General features: G+C 61.8%; 20 protein-coding genes. 13 read left to right on the forward strand and 7 right to left on the reverse strand.

Translation table 11 applies throughout. From position 1 onward, the window contains the following. The first annotated feature begins 209 nt into the window (after positions 1-209). Positions 210-764: an RBBP9/YdeN family alpha/beta hydrolase gene (locus NKJ00_RS15360; RefSeq protein ID WP_352630255.1), complete on the forward strand. Its 555-nt coding sequence runs from the start codon at positions 210-212 to the stop codon at positions 762-764. Positions 765-770: 6 nt separating this feature from the next. Here NKJ00_RS15360 and NKJ00_RS15365 read toward each other — a convergent pair whose 3' ends face one another. Together NKJ00_RS15365 and NKJ00_RS15370 are read right to left on the reverse strand one after the other, a co-directional pair. Further along, positions 771-1,544: an HpcH/HpaI aldolase family protein gene (locus tag NKJ00_RS15365; protein WP_352630257.1), complete on the reverse strand. Its 774-nt coding sequence runs from the start codon at positions 1,542-1,544 to the stop codon at positions 771-773. 128 nt (positions 1,545-1,672) lie between these two features. Beyond that, a complete protein-coding gene (locus NKJ00_RS15370; protein WP_013532126.1) occupies positions 1,673-1,993 on the reverse strand; it encodes a DUF1476 domain-containing protein in 321 nt (106 codons plus the stop codon). 275 nt (positions 1,994-2,268) lie between these two features. On the opposite strand from NKJ00_RS15370, the gene purC reads away from it, so the two are divergent. From purC to NKJ00_RS15400, 6 genes are all read left to right on the forward strand, one after another. Further along, positions 2,269-3,063 (forward strand): phosphoribosylaminoimidazolesuccinocarboxamide synthase, encoded by a 795-nt coding sequence (gene purC / locus NKJ00_RS15375; protein ID WP_013532127.1) that lies wholly within the window; start codon positions 2,269-2,271, stop codon positions 3,061-3,063. A 43-nt stretch (positions 3,064-3,106) separates the two neighbouring features. After that, complete coding sequence (purS, locus tag NKJ00_RS15380; RefSeq protein ID WP_352630298.1) at positions 3,107-3,349, forward strand: phosphoribosylformylglycinamidine synthase subunit PurS; 243 nt, start codon at positions 3,107-3,109, stop codon at positions 3,347-3,349. 1 nt (position 3,350) lies between these two features. Next, a complete protein-coding gene (gene purQ / locus NKJ00_RS15385) occupies positions 3,351-4,019 on the forward strand; it encodes a phosphoribosylformylglycinamidine synthase subunit PurQ (RefSeq protein WP_128303282.1) in 669 nt (222 codons plus the stop codon). An 84-nt stretch (positions 4,020-4,103) separates the two neighbouring features. Then, a complete protein-coding gene (locus tag NKJ00_RS15390) occupies positions 4,104-4,769 on the forward strand; it encodes a glutathione S-transferase family protein (protein WP_127810643.1) in 666 nt (221 codons plus the stop codon). Continuing rightward, positions 4,766-5,173: a hypothetical protein gene (locus tag NKJ00_RS15395; RefSeq protein WP_128303281.1), complete on the forward strand. Its 408-nt coding sequence runs from the start codon at positions 4,766-4,768 to the stop codon at positions 5,171-5,173. The genes NKJ00_RS15390 and NKJ00_RS15395 overlap by 4 nt, the downstream gene beginning before the upstream one ends. Positions 5,174-5,176: 3 nt before the next feature. After that, positions 5,177-5,818 (forward strand): Pr6Pr family membrane protein, encoded by a 642-nt coding sequence (locus NKJ00_RS15400; protein WP_352630259.1) that lies wholly within the window; start codon positions 5,177-5,179, stop codon positions 5,816-5,818. 3 nt (positions 5,819-5,821) lie between these two features. Here NKJ00_RS15400 and NKJ00_RS15405 read toward each other — a convergent pair whose 3' ends face one another. After that, entirely contained in the window at positions 5,822-6,073 is a 252-nt protein-coding gene (locus tag NKJ00_RS15405) for a DUF1127 domain-containing protein (protein ID WP_352630261.1), read from the reverse strand. Between the two features lie 93 nt (positions 6,074-6,166). Here NKJ00_RS15405 and NKJ00_RS15410 point away from each other — a divergent pair, with 93 nt between their 5' ends. The 6 genes from NKJ00_RS15410 (at position 6,167) to NKJ00_RS15435 (ending at position 12,773) form a co-directional block, all read left to right on the forward strand. Then, the gene (locus NKJ00_RS15410) at positions 6,167-7,576 is read left to right on the forward strand and encodes an aminotransferase-like domain-containing protein (RefSeq protein WP_352630263.1); all 1,410 of its coding nucleotides are present in this window, start codon (positions 6,167-6,169) and stop codon (positions 7,574-7,576) included. Positions 7,577-7,695: 119 nt separating this feature from the next. Beyond that, positions 7,696-9,927 carry a phosphoribosylformylglycinamidine synthase subunit PurL gene (gene purL, locus NKJ00_RS15415; protein WP_352630265.1) on the forward strand — a complete coding sequence of 744 codons (2,232 nt, stop codon included), beginning with the start codon at positions 7,696-7,698 and terminating at the stop codon, positions 9,925-9,927. 45 nt (positions 9,928-9,972) lie between these two features. Then, positions 9,973-10,494 carry a hypothetical protein gene (locus NKJ00_RS15420; protein WP_352630267.1) on the forward strand — a complete coding sequence of 174 codons (522 nt, stop codon included), beginning with the start codon at positions 9,973-9,975 and terminating at the stop codon, positions 10,492-10,494. A 133-nt stretch (positions 10,495-10,627) separates the two neighbouring features. Continuing rightward, positions 10,628-10,861 carry a BolA/IbaG family iron-sulfur metabolism protein gene (locus tag NKJ00_RS15425; RefSeq protein WP_010909092.1) on the forward strand — a complete coding sequence of 78 codons (234 nt, stop codon included), beginning with the start codon at positions 10,628-10,630 and terminating at the stop codon, positions 10,859-10,861. Between the two features lie 142 nt (positions 10,862-11,003). Continuing rightward, positions 11,004-11,339: a Grx4 family monothiol glutaredoxin gene (gene grxD, locus NKJ00_RS15430; RefSeq protein ID WP_006332883.1), complete on the forward strand. Its 336-nt coding sequence runs from the start codon at positions 11,004-11,006 to the stop codon at positions 11,337-11,339. 249 nt (positions 11,340-11,588) lie between these two features. Beyond that, complete coding sequence (locus NKJ00_RS15435) at positions 11,589-12,773, forward strand: multidrug effflux MFS transporter (RefSeq protein ID WP_245486115.1); 1,185 nt, start codon at positions 11,589-11,591, stop codon at positions 12,771-12,773. Here the strand turns inward: NKJ00_RS15435 and NKJ00_RS32230 are convergent. The 4 genes from NKJ00_RS32230 to rpsD all read right to left on the reverse strand — a co-directional run bounded on the left by NKJ00_RS32230 (position 12,770) and on the right by rpsD (position 15,666). Further along, a complete protein-coding gene (locus NKJ00_RS32230; protein ID WP_127293481.1) occupies positions 12,770-13,177 on the reverse strand; it encodes a UCP034077 family protein in 408 nt (135 codons plus the stop codon). The genes NKJ00_RS15435 and NKJ00_RS32230 overlap by 4 nt on opposite strands. Positions 13,178-13,232: 55 nt before the next feature. Beyond that, on the reverse strand, positions 13,233-14,066 hold the full coding sequence (locus tag NKJ00_RS15445; RefSeq protein ID WP_352630269.1) for an inositol monophosphatase family protein: 834 nt from the start codon (positions 14,064-14,066) through the stop codon (positions 13,233-13,235). Beyond that, complete coding sequence (gene ttcA, locus NKJ00_RS15450; RefSeq protein WP_352630271.1) at positions 14,056-14,940, reverse strand: tRNA 2-thiocytidine(32) synthetase TtcA; 885 nt, start codon at positions 14,938-14,940, stop codon at positions 14,056-14,058. The genes NKJ00_RS15445 and ttcA overlap by 11 nt, the downstream gene beginning before the upstream one ends. 108 nt (positions 14,941-15,048) lie before the next feature. Next, positions 15,049-15,666, reverse strand: coding sequence for a 30S ribosomal protein S4 (gene rpsD, locus NKJ00_RS15455; protein ID WP_023759539.1), 618 nt, complete (start codon positions 15,664-15,666; stop codon positions 15,049-15,051). Positions 15,667-15,849 lie beyond the last annotated feature (183 nt).

A 15,849-nucleotide genomic window follows, 5' to 3' on the forward strand; every position in this document is an offset into this window, starting at 1 on the left:
GCGAGAAGCCCCACTCCGCCGATCATTGTACGTCGTGTCAGTTCCAAAGTCAGGGTTCCCGCGCACGGCTGTTTCTTTTCCTGACCACAGATCGTCCATCGGCATCGTTCACACAAGACGCGAAGAAGCGAACATGGTGTTCACTATTGTGATCAAAAGTGGCGTTCCCGCCGGTTGCACGAAGCGATGCCGCTCGCTATCTCAGCGCCATGAAGGTCAGAGACGCAGATATCCTCATCGTGCCGGGCTACACCAATTCCGGCCCCGACCATTGGCAGAGCCGCTGGCAGTCGAAACTGTCGACGGCGCGCCGCGTCGAACAGGCCGAGTGGTCGAAGCCGGTTCGCGAGGACTGGACCGCGAGCGTCGCCAAGGCGGTCAACGAGGCCGAGCGGCCGGTCGTCCTGGTCGCGCATTCGCTCGGCGTCACCACTGCGGTGCAAGCCATTCCGCAATTCCGCAAGCCGATCGCCGGGGCCTTCTTCGTGGCACCTCCCGACGTCGCCAATCCCGAGATCAGGCCCAGGCACCTGATGACCTTCGGTCCCTACCCGCGTGAGCCGCTGCCCTTTCCCTCGATCGTGATCGCCAGCCGCAACGATCCGTTCTGCGCCTTCGATGTCGCCGAAGACATTGCCGGTGCATGGGGCTCACTATTCATCGATGCCGGCGAGACCGGTCATCTGAACGCGGATTCAGGCTTCGGGCCGTGGCCCGAAGGTTCAATGACCTTCGCCAAATTCCTGACGGATTTGAAACCCTGAGTTTCTTCAGGACCCAATCGAATCGCGGACGCTCTTGATCAGCGTTTTTGCGCCAAGCCCGATCAGCGAATGCTCGGAGCCCATGGCCAGCAGGCGATAGCCCATCGACACAACCCGGCCGGCAATTGCCGGCTCGACAACGTAGATCGCCGCATGTTTGCCGGCCTTGCGGGTGCGCTCGGCCACCGATGCCACCGTCTCCATCATGCTTTCCAGCGTCGAATTGACGGTCGCACCATTGCTCCAGGCGATCGAGAAATCCGATGGGCCGAGGAAGATGCCGTCGATGCCGGGCGTGTCGAGGATGCCGTCGAGCGCATCGAGGGCCGGACGCGTCTCGACCATGGCGAAGGCCATGGTGCGTTGGTTGGTGTCGCGCAGCCACTCGGCCTGGTCGCCCTTGCCGTGGCGTGGAAAAGCGTAGGTCGGACCCCAGGAGCGCTCGCCGAGTGGCGGGTATTTCATGGCGGCGGCGAACAATTTTGCATCGGCAACCGAATTCACCATCGGCGCGATGACCGCCTCGGCGCCGAAATCGAGCGCGCGGCTTGCCATGTCGAAACGGCCAACGGGAATGCGCACCAGCGCCGGCTTGCCGGCGGCGAGCACCGGCACCAGGCCACGCAGCACGCTGTCTTCGTGATGGCCGCCATGCTGCATGTCGAGCGTGACGGCATCAAAGTCCTGCTTGGCGACGATCTCGACGGTCAAGGCATCCGGCACGCCGGACCATGCGGTGAACAACGTTTCATCGGCCGCGAGGCGGGACTTCAGGGACATGGGTACTTTCCTTGTTAACTCCGGCAGTTTCAGCCGGAAATCGTGACAAAGGCAAAGAAAAACCGCCCGGATAGGCCGGGCGGTCGATTGGTCCAGCGTATGGCCGCGGGATCAGCGCATGGCCGGGATCAGGTGTTCTTGATCTGCTCGATCGCCTGCGCCATCAGTTCGTCCATGGTGCGGCGGATCTGGTGGTCCGACTGCTCGACGCCGGCCGCGTCGAAATCCCCGCGGATTTTGCGGAACACGTCGTGGTCGCCGGCTTCCTCGATGTCGGAGATAACCACTTCCTTGGCATAGGCGTCGGCATCAGCGCCGGACTTTCCGAGCTTTTCGGCGGCCCACAGGCCGAGCGCCTTGTTGCGGCGTGCCGAGGCCTTGAACCGAAGCTCCTCGTCGAATGCGAATTTACGCTCAAAGCCCTCTTCGCGGTCTTTCATGCTGCTCATGGCGTCCCTCCGGTCAAATTCGATTCGTTGGCGGTGAATATGTGCGTTGCCAAAGCACAAACCAAAAGGTCGCGGGCCGGTCAATACGCTTCATCGCATGCTGCGCTGCGGCATTTCAGTCCCGAAAGCGGTTGATTGGAAGGATTTGCCGATTGAGCAAACGATGTGATTGGGATAGACCCGGCATTGAACCCTACCGTAGCCGCACTATTTCAGGCAGACGGACAGGAAATGGTCTGATACCGCCCTGTCCGGAACCCCAGAGAAAAATCCAGATGAAAAATCGCCGCCGCATTTATGAAGGCAAGGCCAAGATACTCTATGAGGGACCCGAACCGGGCACGCTTATCCAGTTCTTCAAGGATGACGCCACCGCGTTCAACAAGAAGAAGCATGAAGTCATCGACGGCAAGGGCGTCCTCAACAACCGCATTTCCGAGTACATCTTCAACCATTTGAACCGCATGGGCATTCCGACCCATTTCATCCGCCGGCTGAACATGCGCGAGCAGCTGATCAAGGAAGTCGAGATCATTCCGCTCGAAGTGGTGGTGCGCAATGTCGCCGCCGGCTCGTTGTCCAAGCGGCTCGGCATCGAGGAAGGCACCGTTCTGCCGCGCTCGATCATCGAGTTCTATTACAAGGCCGACGCACTCGACGATCCGATGGTGTCGGAAGAGCACATCACCGCGTTCGGCTGGGCGAGCCCGCAGGAAATCGACGACGTCATGGCGCTGGCCATCCGCGTCAACGACTTCCTCTCCGGCTTGTTCATGGGCGTCGGCATCCAGCTTGTCGACTTCAAGATCGAATGCGGCCGGCTGTTCGAGGGCGACATGATGCGCATTGTCGTCGCCGACGAGATCTCGCCGGATTCCTGCCGCCTGTGGGACGTGGCGACACAGGACAAGCTCGACAAGGACCGTTTCCGCCGCGACATGGGCGGCCTCGTCGAAGCCTACCAGGAAGTCGCACGCCGCCTCGGCATCATGAACGAGAACGAGCCGCCGCGCCCGACCGGCCCGGTGCTTGTCGCCTCGACCGACGGCCTCAAAGGCAAGCCGCACTGATCGCGGCTTGCGAACTGATAGTCCGAACAGGAGCATGTCCAGCGTGATCAAGGCCCGCATTACCGTCACCCTCAAGAACGGCGTGCTCGACCCGCAAGGCAAGGCGATCGAACACGCGCTGTCCGGCCTGGGGTTCGATGGCGTGGGCCTTGTCCGGCAGGGCAAGGTGTTCGACGTCCAACTGGCGGAAAGCGACAAGGCCAAGGCCGAGGCCGACCTCAAAGCCATGTGCGACAAGCTGCTGGCGAATACGGTGATTGAGAATTACGCGGTGGAGATCGCCTAAATTGAAATCAGCCGTCGTCCTCCTGCCCGGCCTCAATCGCGACCGCGACATGATCGCAGCGTTGACCAAGATTTCGGGAACACCGCCAATCACCGTCTGGCAGACCGACACCGAAATCCCCGATGTCGACCTGATCGCCATTCCAGGCGGCTTTTCCTTCGGCGACTATCTGCGCTGCGGCGCGATCGCGGCGCGCATGCCGGTCATGCGGGCTGTGGCCGAAAAAGCGGCCGCCGGCGTTACGGTCATCGGCGTCTGCAACGGTTTCCAGATCCTGGTCGAGGCCGGCCTGTTGCCGGGCGCCTTGATGCGCAACACCTCGCTGAAATTCGTCTGCCGGCAGGTGAAGCTCGAGATCACCAATGCCAACACCATGTTCACCCGCCGCTATCAGCCGGGCCAGATCATCCGCTCGCCGGTCGCGCATCATGACGGCAATTATTTCGCCGATGCCGACACGCTTGCCCGCCTCGAAGGCGAAGGCCAAGTGGTGTTCCGCTATGCCGAGGGCACCAACCCCAATGGCTCGATCAACGACATTGCCGGCATCGTCAACAGCCAAGGCAATGTGCTCGGGCTGATGCCGCACCCGGAAAACCTGATCGAAGCAGCCCATGGCGGCACCGACGGCCGCGGACTGTTCGAGAGCGCCCTCGGCATCGCCGCCTGACGATATCGAAGCGAACAGCTTGAAAACAGCCGGACATTCCTGTCTCTTTGGAGCAAGTCTGGTTCATTGGGGAGAGAGACGGTCATGAAACTCTATTCGCGGCCGTTGTCGCCCTACTCGTCGATCGTGCGGGCACTGGCCTACATCAAGGACGTACCACTCAAGATCATCGCGCCGCCGCCCGGTTTCCCCATCCCGGAAGAGTTTCGCGCCATCTCACCGATGAACCGGATTCCGGTTCTGATCACCGGCTCGGGCGAAACCATCGTCGAATCGGTGGTCATCGCCGAATATCTCGAGGAACGGTTCCCGGAACCGGCGCTGCTGCCGCCCGATTCCAAGGACCGCGCGCTGGTGCGTATGTTCGCCCGCATCACCGATCTCGATGTGCTGACACCGATGATGAAGCTTTTCGAGCTTCATTCCGTGCCGAAGCGAAACAATGCCGAGATCGACGCCCAGTTTGCCCGCCTACATCATGGACTGGCGGCGATCGAGGCCCGCATGGCGCAAGGGCCCTTCGCACTCGGCGACGACATTAGTTTCGCCGATGCCTGGCTGACGCCGACGCGGTTCATCTTCAACAATTTCCGGGCCATGACGGGACGCCACGACCTGCTCGACGCCTATCCCAAATTCGACGCCTACCAGCAGATCGCCTCGCAACACCCGGCATTGTCGAGGGTGTGGGGCGAGATGACCGATGGTTTGAAGATTTTTCTGTCCGAGCTTGAGATGGGTGCCGCTTGATTAAGTCGAAGACGATCGCGCTGGTCGCCGCGGCGGGCTTTGTGCTGGCATCTTGCCAGTCGACGCCAAAGAGCACGCCTGTTCCCTCAGGCAAAAGTGCTGCGCTGCTGGCCATGGAACAAGTGGCGATCGCTGCCCACAAATGCTGGATCGCCAGCAAGGACCCAGCCTTCAAACCGTACCAGATGGCCAATGAGCTGAATTCGTTCAGCGGCACGCCGCGTTTCCTGCTGGTGCCGGCCAAGCATTATGGCGGCAAACCTTTGCTGGTCGTGCAGGCGCAAGGCAATTCTAGCCGTGTCGACGTCTTCGGACCGCTGATGAACGATCCGCTCGGCGCCCGCATCGGCTCGGACATCGCTCGTTGGCAGACCGGCAACCCGGCCTGCGCCGCGACGGCCTAGCCCATGGGCCGCTTTCTGCAGATTGTGGGGCTGGTCATCGGTCTGGCCGGGCTCATCCTGCAGTTCTGCATCAGCATTCCGGCATCGATGGAAGCAGGCCGCAGCCTGCTTGGCTCCGTCATTTTCGTCTTCAGCTTCTTCACCATCTTGACCAACATCGGCGCGGTGCTGGTGTACACGTCGCTGCTGTCACCCACCTTCTATGCCTGGCTGCCGGCCTTTGGAGGCGCGCGGGTGCGGGCCGGCGTTGCCGCTTCGATCGCGCTGGTTTTTATCATCTATGCAACGGTCCTGGCACAACTCTGGCAGCCGCAGGGGCTGTTCCTGCTCTGCGACGTCCTGCTGCATTATGTGACGCCGGTGCTCTTCGTGCTGTGGTGGTTGATATCGGGCGCTGACGGCAGGACGCGCTGGAGCGACATTTCCTGGTGGATGCTCTATCCCGTCGCCTATCTGATCTATGCGCTGGTACGGGCACCGCTTGCCGGCGAGGTGCCCTATCCCTTCCTTGACGTCGCCAAGAACGGTGCGCCCAGCGTTGCCATGTCGGCGCTGGCCATCACCGGACTTTTTCTCGTGCTGTGCGTGGTCGCCGTCCTTGCGGACCATGGCATTGCACGCATCAGGGCATCAAAACTCCGCTAGCTTTCAGTCCCAGAACGGCCTGATGCCCTCACGGTGGGCATCGCAGCGCGAGACGCCGATATCCTTGAGCTGATCATCGGTCATTTCCAGCAGCGCCAGCCGGCTGCGGCGGCGATCCAGCAGGCTGTCGATCCATCTCGCCAGCGATCTGACCAGACGCACCAGACGGCTGACAAAGCCGCTCCGGTCCGATGGACGTGTCGTTTGGCCCGATAACTCGGCGCTCGAATGACGGATTGTGGCGATTGTATTCATTTTCTTTCTGCCAGAATTCCAAATTGTACCCTTTTTGGCACGTAGCTGATATGCATTGACTCATGTATGGGTGCAATATAGAAAATTGTCACCATGACAAATTGGCTCCCCGACCTCACCACCGGCTCCGGACCGCTGTATCAGCGGCTTGCGGATTCCATCGAAACGGACATCGACCGGGGGGTGATCGATGCCGGCGCAAAGCTGCCGCCGCAACGCGACCTCGCCTACGACATCGGCACCACCGTCGGCACGGTCGGGCGGGCCTATCAATTGCTGCGCGAGCGTGGGCTGGTGAGCGGCGAAGTCGGGCGTGGAACCTATGTGCTCGGCCAGCGCGCGAAGCCGGATTTTCCGGCTCCGGACGTCGGCGGCGAAGGCACACGCTATATCGATGCGCCTAAAGGCAAGCTGCGTTTCGACAGCACCGCAGCACCCGATATCGGCCAGGGCGACATCGTCGCCGGTGTCCTGTCGCGCACGGCGCAGGACCATCCACACGAGATTTCAAGCTACACGCGGGATTTTCCCGACCGCTGGTACGAAGCCGGCGCCCGCTGGTTGGCGCGCAATTCGTTTCGTCCGAGTGCCGACACCATCGTTCCCACGCTCGGCACCCATGCGGCGGTGATGGCGGCAATCGCGGCGCTCACCATGCCTGGCGACTATGTTGCCTTCGAGCACCTCACCTACTCGCAGATTTCCCGCAGTGCCGGCCTGATCGGCAGGCGCACCGCGCTGGTGGCATCGGACGAGGAAGGCATCGATCCGCAGGATTTCGAGCGCGTCTGCGCGCAAAAGCATCCCAAGATGATCTTCCTGATGCCGACTGCGCAGAATCCGACGCTGGCCACCTTGTCGGCGGCGCGCCGCGAGGCGATCGCCCATGTCGCACGCGAATACAACGTCGTCCTCATCGAGGACGACCTCTATGGCAATCTGACCGATGATCCGACACCATTGCTGGCCGAGTATGCGCCTGAACGCACCATTGTCGCGGGCGGCCTGTCGAAGTCGGTCGCAGCCGGTGTACGCGGCGGCTGGCTTTCTTGCCCGCCCGCCTACCGCCACCGCATCCGTGTCGCCCACAAGATGATGACCGGCGGCATGCCTTTCCTGCTGGCGGAGGTGAATACAAGGCTGGTGCTGTCAGGTCAGGCGGATGAGATACGCAAGCGCAGCATCGCCGAAATCGGCGCCCGCATCGCCATCGTGCGCGAGACTTTGGCCGGCTTCGCATTCAAGTCGCATGACAGGGTGCCCTTTGTCTGGCTGACCCTGCCCGACCCCTGGCTTTCCGGCACCTTCAAGAACGCCTGCCTTGAGCACGGCGTGCTGATCGACGACGAGGACGAATTCAAGGCCGGACGCTCCGAGCAGGTTTTCCATGGCGTCCGCTTTGGCGTTTCGCAGCCGAGACAGCGCGAGGACATAGCCGAAGGCGTCGCGGTAATCCGGCGACTTCTCGATGAAGGCCGCGCCGGCTACGACAGCTTCTCCTGACACTGCGTGGCCTTGTCCGGTTTTCCGTCGTTTTTCGTCAATCCATGGGTGTATCGGCCGCAAGGCTTGCGATAAGACGGGACTCAAAATCCCAACGTCCCGGATATAAATCGCCGCCCATGACCATTTCCAATTCCGTGCCGATCACCCCTGAGCTCATTGCCTCACACGGGCTCAAGCCCGACGAGTATCAGCGCATCCTCGATCTTGTCGGGCGCGAGCCGAGCTTCACCGAACTCGGCATCTTCTCGGCGATGTGGAATGAGCACTGCTCCTACAAATCCTCGAAGAAGTGGCTGCGCACGCTGCCAACCACCGGTCCGCAAGTCATCCAGGGGCCGGGCGAGAATGCCGGCGTGGTCGACATCGGCGACGGCGACTGCGTCGTCTTCAAGATGGAGAGCCATAACCACCCGTCCTATATCGAGCCTTACCAGGGCGCGGCGACCGGCGTCGGCGGCATATTGCGCGACGTCTTCACCATGGGCGCGCGGCCGATCGCGGCGATGAATGCGCTGCGCTTCGGCTCGCCTGACCATCCCAAGACCCGGCATCTCGTTTCAGGCGTGGTTTCCGGCGTCGGCGGCTATGGCAACGCTTTCGGCGTGCCGACAGTCGGTGGCGAGGTCAATTTCGACGCCCGCTACAATGGCAACATCCTGGTCAACGCCTTTGCGGCGGGCCTTGCCAAGACCGATGCGATCTTCCTGTCGGAAGCCAAGGGCGTCGGCCTGCCGGTCGTCTATCTCGGCGCCAAGACCGGCCGCGACGGCGTCGGCGGCGCCACCATGGCGTCGGCTGAATTCGACGACAAGATCGATGAGAAGCGCCCGACAGTGCAGGTCGGCGATCCCTTCACCGAAAAGTGCCTGCTGGAAGCCAGCCTCGAACTGATGGCCTCGGGCGCCGTCATCGCCATCCAGGACATGGGTGCCGCCGGCCTCACCTGCTCGGCGGTCGAAATGGGCGCCAAGGGCGACCTCGGAATCGAGCTCGATCTCGACAAGGTTCCGGTGCGCGAAGAGCGCATGAGCGCCTACGAGATGATGCTGTCGGAAAGCCAGGAGCGCATGCTGATGGTGCTGCGCCCGGAAAAGGAAAAGGAAGCCGAGGCGATCTTCCACAAATGGGGGCTCGATTTCGCCATCGTCGGCAAGACCACCGACGATCTGCGCTTCCGCGTTCTGCACCAGGGCGACGAGGTCGCCAACCTGCCGATCAAGGATCTTGGCGACAAGGCTCCGGAATATGATCGGCCGTGGACCGAACCGAAGAAGCCGGCGCCGCTGGCCGCCAATGACATTCCGCAAGCCGACGTTGCCGACGCGCTGCTGAAGCTGCTCGGCGGGCCGGACCTTTCGTCGCGGCGTTGGGTGTGGGAACAGTATGACACGTTGATCCAGGGCAATTCGCTGCAGCTTCCAGGCGGCGATGCCGGCGTGGTCCGGGTCGAAGGCCATGCGACCAAGGCGCTCGCCTTCTCGTCCGACGTGACGCCGCGCTATTGCGAGGCCGACCCTTATGAGGGCGGCAAGCAGGCGGTGGCCGAATGCTGGCGCAACTTGACCGCCACCGGCGCTCTGCCGCTGGCCGCCACCGACAACCTCAATTTCGGCAACCCGGAACGGCCCGAGATCATGGGCCAGCTGGTCGGCGCGGTGAAAGGCATAGGCGACGCCTGCCGTGCGCTTGGCTTCCCTATCGTCTCCGGCAATGTCTCGCTCTACAACGAGACCAACGGCCAGGGCATCCTGCCAACCCCGACTATCGGCGGCGTCGGGCTGATCGCCGACTGGTCGAAGATGGTGCGGACCGGCTTTGCGGCCGAGGGCCAGATGATCCTGCTGGTCGGCGCGCCGGCCTCCTGGGGAACGCATCTCGGTCAATCGGTCTATTTCAGGGACATACACGGCCGCACGGATGGCCCGCCGCCGCCGGTCGACCTCGATCACGAAAAGCGCGTCGGCGACCATGTGCGCGCGCTCATCGCATCCGGTGTCGTCACGGCGGCGCACGACGTTTCCGATGGCGGTGTCGCCGTTGCACTTGCCGAAATGGCGATGGCGTCCGGTATCGGCGCCACCGTTCCCGGGCTTGTCGGCACCGACCCGATCCCGGTCTGGTTCGGCGAGGATCAGGGCCGTTATCTCCTGACGCTGTCGATCGATCCGCATGGTGACGAATGGGACGCCATTCGCAAGCAGCAGGGCGAACTCGGCATCTTCGCGCCGTGGATCGGCTCGACCGGGGGCAACGCGCTGAAGCTTGGCGACGCCAGGGCAATCCCGGTCAGCGAACTCTCCGCGGCGCACGAAGGCTGGTTCCCCCGCTTCATGGACCAGGCCAGTTGACGAGAGCATGATCCCGAAAAGTGGGAACGGTTTTTCGGGAAACTCATGATCAATCACAGGAAACTGGCTGCCCGGGCGCTGCTTGCAGTCGTCTTCTGGCCGTCGTTGTTCTTCTTCTGGTTCCTGGGACCGTTCGTCTTTTTCCTGCTGTCGACAACCTCAAGCGAGGTGTGCATGCGGCTGGAAACGCGCGCGGAGTTCCTTGCCGCGGCCAATGGCGCCATCCCCATGCTCATCGCGCAGAATCTCATCTACGCGGTCCCGATCGTCTGCCTGGTTCTGTGGGACCGCCTGGCGCCGGATCCGGCACGGGCAAGGCACATTGTCACCTGCATCAAGCTTTTTGCCAGCGCGGTGGTCGTAGGCGCGTTGTGGGAGTACGGCTCGTCGTTGACCTGCGACGGCTACGGCCAGGCGTTCTTCTCGCCGGCTTGGCAAATGACGAGCTATCTTCCCATTGTCAGCCTCGTGCTCAACGTGCCGCTCTACGTGCTGGCCTTCAGCCTTGGCCGCGCCTTCTCGACACGCGAGGACATTGCCGAGGATGAAGCAAGCCCACCGGTCTAGTCTTTCTCTGAAGCCATCGAACCGTCTTGCCGTTGGTGGGACAGAACGGCTTCAATCCGGACCGGAAAGGCTTTAGGCTCGCCCGACTCTCATCTTATGGCCGGCTGCCGGCCGCTCGAAACAGGATTTTGCCATGGCAATGGATGCCCACGACATCGAAAAACTGATCAAGGACGGCATTCCGGACGCCAAGGTGACGATCCGCGATCTTGCCGGCGACGGCGACCATTATGCGGCCGAGGTGGTGGCCGAGAGCTTTCGAGGGAAAAGCCGCGTGCAGCAGCACCAGATGGTCTATGACGCGCTGAAAGGAAATATGGGCGGCGTGCTGCATGCGCTGGCCTTGCAGACCAGCGTTCCGGACTGACCCTTAGCGCTTGGCCCAACACGGCTCATCCTTTGCGCCATTTCAGCCACGGCACGGCTAACGTCTTGTTTCGAGCAATCGTTGGGTTTATTTGAAGGGATATGTTTCGAGCCTGACTCCCACAGGCGGGAAAGGATTTTCCATGAGCGGTATCAACGACTACATCGACAATGAAGTGAAGGGCAACGACGTCGTCCTTTTCATGAAGGGCACGCCCGGTTTCCCGCAATGCGGATTTTCCGGCCAGGTCGTCCAGATCCTCGACTATATCGGCGCCGACTACAAAGGCGTGAACGTTCTGGACTCGGCTGAACTGCGCCAAGGCATCAAGGAATACTCCAACTGGCCGACGATCCCTCAGCTCTACGTCAAGGGCGAATTCGTCGGCGGCTGCGATATCATCCGCGAGATGTTCCAGGCCGGTGAGTTGCAGACGTTCCTGGTCGAGAAGGGCGTCAGCGTCAAAGGCGCCGCCTGATTTCTGTTTTGTGCATATTGCCATCCGAAGGTTGATTTTGATTTTCGGGGTCATGCACAAAGGCGTCGGGGGCAGCTCGGCAATTTTCATGTCCTGAACCCAGGACCAAGACGAGCCAATGCGCCGGCCCGCCGGCGCATTTTCGTTTGAAAGATCGGACTTGCCGTGGACCAGTCAAAACCAGAGCCGCAATCGGCAAGCAAACTGCCCATTCCGCGCTGGGAGTTCATCGCCCTGTGCGCGGCGCTGATGGCGCTGAACTCGCTGGCCATCGATATCATGCTGCCGGCGCTGCAGCAGATCGGCGCCTCGCTCGGCGTCGAAAATGAAAACCACCGGCAGTACGTCATAACGGCCTACATTCTGGGCTTCGGCGGCGGACAGTTGTTCTTCGGGCCGATCTCGGATCGCTTCGGGCGTCGCGCACCGCTGGTCGCCGGGCTGGTGATTTATGTCGCCGCGGCGGCGGCTGCCGCCATTGCGCCAAGCTTTGAAACACTTCTGCTGTGCCGGGCCGTGCAAGGCATCGGTGCGGCCGCCACCCGCGTCATCGCCGTCTCGATCGTGCGCGATACGTTCGACGGCCGGCGCATGGCCGAGGTGATGTCGCTGATCTTCATGGTGTTCATGGCGATACCGGTCATTGCTCCCGGCATCGGCCAGTTCATCATGCTGTTTGCGACCTGGCATTGGATCTTCGTCACCATGGCCGTCGGTGCGCTCCTCGTCTCGGCCTGGTCGCTGCTGCGCCTTCCTGAAACGCTGCATCCCGAACATCGCCGGCCGCTGACCGTGAACTCGATTGTCGGCGGGTTTCGCATCGTGCTCACCAACCGCATTGCGATCTGCTATGCCTTCGCCAGCACCTTCATCTTCGGCGCCATGTTCGGCTTCATCGCTTCGGCGCAGCAGATCTATGTGGACATCTTCCATGTCGGCGAGATGTTCCCGGTCATCTTCGCCGGGGTTGCGGGCGTGCTCGCCTTCTCCAACTTTCTGAATTCGCGCCTTGTCGGCCGCATCGGCATGCGCCGCCTGTCGCAGAGCGCGTTGCTGCTGTTCCTGGTCATCAGCCTTGCCTGGCTGGTCGTTTCGCTGGAAATGAAGATGCCGCTCTGGCTGTTCATCACCTTCTTTGCCTGTGCCATGCTTCCGTTCGGTGCGCTCGGCGCGAACTTCAACGCGCTGGCCATGGAACCGCTCGGACAACTGGCCGGCACGGCGTCGTCGATCCTCGGTTTCATGCAGACGTTTCTCGGCGGCATTCTCGGCACGCTGATCGGCCAGGCCTTCAACGGCACGGTGACGCCGCTGGCCGCCGGCTTCTGCAGTGTCTCGGTCGCGGCGCTGCTGATGATCTTCATCGCCGAGCGCGGCAAGATGTTCCAGCCACAGAACCCGCCCGTTTCAGGGCACATCACCGACTTGCATTAGGACGCACCTTCAAGAGTTGCCGTGAACCGAGGGGCAAGCATGCGCCCTGCGATTGCTTCACCCATGCTGTCCGAAAAAGGCAATGGCAGAGCGTCATCAAGTGCCCTGAGGATGGATGCCACGAAGGCCCTGCTGCGCTGGGCATCGGTTCCCAGATCGGAATATGTGGCGCGAGGTTTGCCAATCAGTGTGCCGTTGCGGCGAAGCGAGAACCGCAGTGTCAGGGACATGCCCGCGGTTCCGGGTGGCGGTTTCCAGCAGGCATAGATAGCGTCCGACATCTCCCTTATCGTATCGACGGGATCGGAACTGCGACAGCTGCGCTCTTGCGATCTTGCTTCCTGGGAACTGGCAAACAGAGCGGCGGCAAGAGCCGTGGCGACAAATGCGAACCGAGGTTTCATTCGAGAGCCTCCGGATTTGCGTGAAATTGCACCGCTCCTTCGGCTAACGCAGCAATTAATCCTGTGCCGCCCAGAGTTCGCGGCGCAATTCGTGCCAGCTTTCGCGATCGGGCGCGACAAGCAGGCCGCCGCCGAGATGCGAGGGCAGATAGGTGCTGCCGTCGAAGCGCGCCGCGTGGCCGCCGGCCTCGGCATGGATCAGCACGCCGGCCAGATGATCCCACGGCATCAGCTTGTTGTAGACGACGAAGTGGGCATGGCCGCTCGCCAACAGGCGGTATTCGTGCGCGGCGCAGCGATAGGCGAATTGCGACAGGATCTTCGTCTGGTTGCGCGCCAGCCGCGACCGCTCCGGCTCGAACATATATTGCCAGGAGACGGAGCCGGTCATCTGCGCGATCGGCGCAGGTGCCGCGACATGCACCTTCTCCAGGCTGCCATGCGCATGCCGGATATGGCTGCCAGCGCCCCTGGCACTGATCAGCCAGTCCTTGCCGACGGGATCGTGGATGATGCCGGCAACCGTCTCGCCCTGGACCACGACCGCCAGCATGACGCCGAACAGCGGCACGCCGGAGGCGAAGTTGAAAGTGCCGTCGACCGGATCGATGACGAAGGCCAGATCGGCATCGCCCAGACCATCGAGCAGTGCCGGATTGTCGGAACAGGCCTCCTCGCCGACGATCATCGCCTGGGGATAGCGCTCGCGCAGCCGCGCGGCGATCAGCCGCTCGGCATTGACGTCGGCTTCGGTCACAAGGTCGGCAGCCGACGTCTTCTGGCGGATGTCGCCCTCACCAAGCCGGCGAAAGCGCGGCATGATCTCGGTCAGCGCCGCCTCGGCCAGAATGCCGGCCAGCCAGTCGATCGCGGTGTCGTCAAATGTCATCGGAAATATCTTGCCTTGTGCTGAGGGTCTCATTGAGCGCAGCGAAGTCGAACAGCTTTCTGTCGAGCAGATGCGATGGCCTGCTGTTCGACAGCGCGCGCAGCATCGTATCCTTGCGGCCTGGCATGCGCTTTTCCAGGTCCTCGAGCATCGCCTTCATGGCGTTGCGCTGAAGACCTTCCTGGCTGCCGCAGAGATCGCAGGGAATGATCGGGAAATGCATGGCGGCGGCGAATTTTTCCAGATCGGCCTCGGCGCAGTAGCTCAATGGCCGCAGCACCATGACGTCGCCGTCGTCGTTGAGCAGTTTTGGCGGCATAGCGGCGAGACGGCCGCCATGGAACAGGTTCATGAAGAAGGTTTCGAGAATGTCCTCACGATGGTGACCGAGCACAAGCGCCGAGCACCCCTCCTCGCGCGCAATGCGGTAGAGATGGCCGCGCCTGAGGCGAGAGCAGAGCGAGCAATAGGTGCTGCCCGCAGGCAGCTTGTCGGTGACGACGGAATAGGTGTCCTGATACTCGATGCGATGCGGGATGGCGTATCTGTCGAGATAGTCCGGCAGGATATGTTTGGGGAAATTGGGCTGGCCCTGATCGAGATTGCAGGCCAGAAGATCGACCGGCAAGAGCCCGCGCCATTTGAGGTCGAGCAGCACCGCGAGCAGGCCGTAGGAATCCTTGCCGCCAGACAGGGCAACGAGCCAGCGCTGGCCGGGCTTGACCATCGAGAAATCCTCGATCGCCTGCCGGGTCAGCCGCAGCAGCCGCTTGCGCAATTTGTTGAATTCGACCGAGGACGGCACGTCGGCGAACAGCGGATGGAAGCCGCCTTCGCTGTCGGCGATCGGTTCGATGTCTGGAAGCATGTTCATGGCATGTCGCTTTCAGTGGCCCAGAGCGCCGGATTAGCGGACATGACCGACAAAGAAAAGGCCGCCTCGACGGGCGGCCTTTGCTTGGTATCGCAGAACGCGCTCGTTTTAGCGCGAATAGAATTCGACGACCAGGTTCGGTTCCATCTGCACGGCGAACGGAACGTCCGCAAGGCCAGGGATGCGCGAGAAGGTCGCGACCATCTTGTTGTGATCGGCTTCGATGTAGTCCGGCACGTCGCGCTCGGCGAGACCGACCGCTTCCAGAACGATGACCAGCTGCTTGGACTTTTCGCGCACTTCGACCACATCGCCCGGCTTGCAGCGATACGAGCCGATATTGACACGCTTGCCGTTGACGTTGACGTGGCCGTGGTTGACGAACTGACGGGCGGCGAAAATGGTCGGCACGAACTTGGCGCGGTAGACGACCGCGTCGAGACGCGATTCGAGCAGGCCGATCAGGTTCTCCGAGGTGTCGCCCTTGCGGCGGTCAGCCTCTTCATAGACCTTGCGGAACTGCTTTTCCGAAACATCGCCATAGTGACCCTTCAGCTTCTGCTTGGCGCGCAGCTGCAGGCCGAAATCGGAAAGCTTGCCCTTGCGGCGCTGGCCATGCTGGCCAGGACCGTATTCACGCTTGTTGACCGGGGACTTCGGGCGGCCCCAGATATTTTCGCCGAGACGGCGGTCGATCTTGTACTTCGCGGATTCGCGCTTGCTCATCGCATTCCCTTTTCAAAACAATACACCCGGAACCTCATGGTCCGGGTGAAGGAAACGCGCCCTCCTCTGGCCTCCGTTTTCGAGACCTGACAGGGTTTTCCCACGCAACGCGGCGGAAAACCCACGGGACACGTCAGTTCAAACAAGATAGTAGAATTGGATTTCCACGCATCTTGCGCACAT

Source organism: Mesorhizobium sp. M0227, assembly GCF_040321855.1.
Taxonomy (GTDB): domain Bacteria; phylum Pseudomonadota; class Alphaproteobacteria; order Rhizobiales; family Rhizobiaceae; genus Mesorhizobium.

Excerpts from the sequence above, each read along its gene's own strand:
- NKJ00_RS15360 (WP_352630255.1), top strand. The coding sequence starts at position 210 with ATGAAGGTCAGAGACGCAGATATCCTCATCGTGCCGGGCTACACCAAT.
- NKJ00_RS15365 (WP_352630257.1), bottom strand. The coding sequence starts at position 1,544 with ATGTCCCTGAAGTCCCGCCTCGCGGCCGATGAAACGTTGTTCACCGCA.
- NKJ00_RS15370 (WP_013532126.1), bottom strand. The coding sequence starts at position 1,993 with ATGAGCAGCATGAAAGACCGCGAAGAGGGCTTTGAGCGTAAATTCGCA.
- purC (WP_013532127.1), top strand. The coding sequence starts at position 2,269 with ATGAAAAATCGCCGCCGCATTTATGAAGGCAAGGCCAAGATACTCTAT.
- NKJ00_RS15390 (WP_127810643.1), top strand. The coding sequence starts at position 4,104 with ATGAAACTCTATTCGCGGCCGTTGTCGCCCTACTCGTCGATCGTGCGG.
- NKJ00_RS15400 (WP_352630259.1), top strand. The coding sequence starts at position 5,177 with ATGGGCCGCTTTCTGCAGATTGTGGGGCTGGTCATCGGTCTGGCCGGG.
- NKJ00_RS15405 (WP_352630261.1), bottom strand. The coding sequence starts at position 6,073 with ATGAATACAATCGCCACAATCCGTCATTCGAGCGCCGAGTTATCGGGC.
- NKJ00_RS15410 (WP_352630263.1), top strand. The coding sequence starts at position 6,167 with ATGACAAATTGGCTCCCCGACCTCACCACCGGCTCCGGACCGCTGTAT.
- purL (WP_352630265.1), top strand. The coding sequence starts at position 7,696 with ATGACCATTTCCAATTCCGTGCCGATCACCCCTGAGCTCATTGCCTCA.
- NKJ00_RS15420 (WP_352630267.1), top strand. The coding sequence starts at position 9,973 with ATGATCAATCACAGGAAACTGGCTGCCCGGGCGCTGCTTGCAGTCGTC.
- NKJ00_RS15425 (WP_010909092.1), top strand. The coding sequence starts at position 10,628 with ATGGCAATGGATGCCCACGACATCGAAAAACTGATCAAGGACGGCATT.
- grxD (WP_006332883.1), top strand. The coding sequence starts at position 11,004 with ATGAGCGGTATCAACGACTACATCGACAATGAAGTGAAGGGCAACGAC.
- NKJ00_RS15435 (WP_245486115.1), top strand. The coding sequence starts at position 11,589 with ATGGCGCTGAACTCGCTGGCCATCGATATCATGCTGCCGGCGCTGCAG.
- NKJ00_RS32230 (WP_127293481.1), bottom strand. The coding sequence starts at position 13,177 with ATGAAACCTCGGTTCGCATTTGTCGCCACGGCTCTTGCCGCCGCTCTG.
- NKJ00_RS15445 (WP_352630269.1), bottom strand. The coding sequence starts at position 14,066 with ATGACATTTGACGACACCGCGATCGACTGGCTGGCCGGCATTCTGGCC.
- ttcA (WP_352630271.1), bottom strand. The coding sequence starts at position 14,940 with ATGAACATGCTTCCAGACATCGAACCGATCGCCGACAGCGAAGGCGGC.
- rpsD (WP_023759539.1), bottom strand. The coding sequence starts at position 15,666 with ATGAGCAAGCGCGAATCCGCGAAGTACAAGATCGACCGCCGTCTCGGC.